The organism is Gammaproteobacteria bacterium (assembly GCA_003696665.1).
Lineage (GTDB): Bacteria > Pseudomonadota > Gammaproteobacteria > Enterobacterales.
In genome coordinates, this window is the sequence record RFGJ01000623.1 from 1 (window position 1) to 2,210 (window position 2,210).

At 51.8% G+C, this 2,210-nt stretch carries 3 protein-coding genes; all 3 read right to left on the reverse strand.

What is annotated here, in order from left to right:
* Positions 1-630, reverse strand: a 630-nt coding sequence (locus tag D6694_15100; protein ID RMH34657.1) for a hypothetical protein, incomplete at its 3' end; no start/stop codon positions are given.
* A gap of 188 nt (positions 631-818) precedes the next feature.
* Positions 819-1,121 carry a hypothetical protein gene (locus tag D6694_15105; GenBank protein RMH34658.1) on the reverse strand — a complete coding sequence of 101 codons (303 nt, stop codon included), beginning with the start codon at positions 1,119-1,121 and terminating at the stop codon, positions 819-821.
* Between the two features lie 11 nt (positions 1,122-1,132).
* Positions 1,133-2,210 (reverse strand): hypothetical protein (locus D6694_15110; GenBank protein ID RMH34659.1); only part of this gene is annotated, 1,078 nt, incomplete at its 5' end.

The window sequence follows — 2,210 nt, forward strand, 5'->3', positions numbered from 1 at the left end:
GGGATCGCTGATGTCATAGATCTTCCAGGTGCCAAGGGAGCTTATCGTAAGAAAGCGGCCCCAGATGTAGGCAGATCCCCCAAACGGGATCTGTGCTATTTCGCGAGGATCGCCGTCTCCTACTTCGTAAAGGTAAGTCACACTTGATCCCCATGGCGCAAAGGCAAGGAGTCCATTGTTCACATCAAACCCTTGCTCCCTAACCACAGACGGTACCCTGATTGTATCAACGAACTCAAGCGGGGGCTCCGTAATCGTCGAGGCCGTGAGCAGCTTTTCAATGATACACTTCTGCGTGGCGTCGTCCATGTACTTGGGAACCTTTCGGAGGATGCCACGGTAGATTGCACCAAAATAAACCTTGCCGCCTACAAGCGTATCATACACCGTGGCCGTGAAAAATCGGGACCCTGTCTGTTGCACACTGTTCAGGGCAAGCTCTTTGCATTCACCGTTAAAGGAAACAATCACCTTGTCGCCTGTTGCAACAGAATCGTACCCGAGGAAAACGTATCCTCGAATGTTTGACATGCCCTGACCTGCACTCTCAACCCTGAATCGGACATTGCCGACTTGAGCAACAGCAGAAAAAGCAAAAAGCAAGGATGCGAAAAGGATTGGCAGTCTCATATCTCTTTGGTTTACCAGTGATTTTTCCAAACAGTTTCGTTAAATGTCTGAAGTACGCCAGTAGAGGCGTCATTGGCTGCACAGTCCGTGCTGAATATCGTCAGGCCTGCTCGCCAACACTTGACCCTTTCACACGCTCCAGTACACACCCGAACAGCGCCTCGGGAATATGATCAGCCACCACCCCTTTAAGCTCCCCCCCTGAAAATCATTGCATATCCGAAGCGGCTTACGGGCTGACTGTAAACGTCTGCTGTAAACGTGTTCTGAATCGTATCGAGATCGTAAACAGCAATGATTGCCGAGGAATAGCAATCCCTTTTGTTGCCAAAAATGATGGAATCGCCAGGAGCAATGGATGACACATCATCAGCGATACACAGAATGCGCATCGTATCTCCTGCCGTGCTCAACATCCTGTACCTGACGATATTCTGTGCACTCGACAGGAAAGGGATAAGCAAAAAGAGGACAAGCCAAATCCTAATCATTGCTGTTGTTTTTAGAACAACTTGTACCAAATCTTCATATTGGTGTTCTCCGTGTTGTTCACGATGTTGATCGTGATGTTATTAACACCTCCTGTAATAGTCACTGTGCTGCCACCATAGTTTGGCGATGATGACTCATGTGAGCTGACCGTGTTCACGTTGATGGGCGCAGCATTGTAGCCCCATGTCGCCGTCAACAGTTCTACCTTGCCATCACCGGAAGCATCTTGGGCGGACCAGTACACCTCAAGCCCCTTGTAGAAGTTTGGCGTCGTGGTGATCACCACCGAGGCGGTGGGCTCTCCTGCACTCATGTCCGCAATGATGGCACCCTCGATGAACTCCGGCACGTCGTTGATGCGGTGCTCGTTGAACACGTAGTGATTGACGTTAACTGCCGGACCTCCTACACTGAAGTCGTGCTGTACACGGCTGCGCCCTACCTCCGTCTTGGCTTGCATCACCTCAACAACCTGCCACGAGCCTCCATTCAGGCTGACAAGGACAGCACGCCCTTGGTTCGGGATAACCGTCTTCGGGATGCCGCTGTAAATGGGCATGATGTAAGGCAGGTTGAGGGTTACATCACTTCCCGTAGCGTTTTCCAAAACGATGATGTCGCCAGGAGGACGTCGGTATGGACCGTATTCATTGATGCGGTTGATGACCGTCTGCGTGCCGGTCAGCTGGATGTAATGATACTCCTTCGGGAAGATGACCTGTGAAGCGTCGTTGCCGACACGGTAGGCGGGGTTGCTGGCAGGATTGATAGTGAGGAACCCCTTGTTCACCCACGTCTTCTCGGAACGGGCCACCTCACGCCACACGCCAGTCGTCTGTGTCTGCATGAGGATGATGTAGTGCCCATACGGCAGGTCATAGCTCTGCCCATCGTATGTCTCGACGAACGGATATTGCAGCGTGACCGTGCTGTCAGGAGCGATGTTGTTCTTGATCATCAGCATCTCACCTGGCTTGCGCGCACCCGTAACCTGACTGATGTAACGGATAATGCCAGAGCCGCGCGTGCCTACAAGGTTGACTACATTGACAAGAGGAGGCACAGCAAGGTTGAATTGGTTGCCCTGA

Coding starts and splice junctions, on each gene's coding strand:
- D6694_15105 (RMH34658.1), bottom strand. CDS start 1,121: ATGATTAGGATTTGGCTTGTCCTCTTTTTGCTTATCCCTTTCCTGTCG.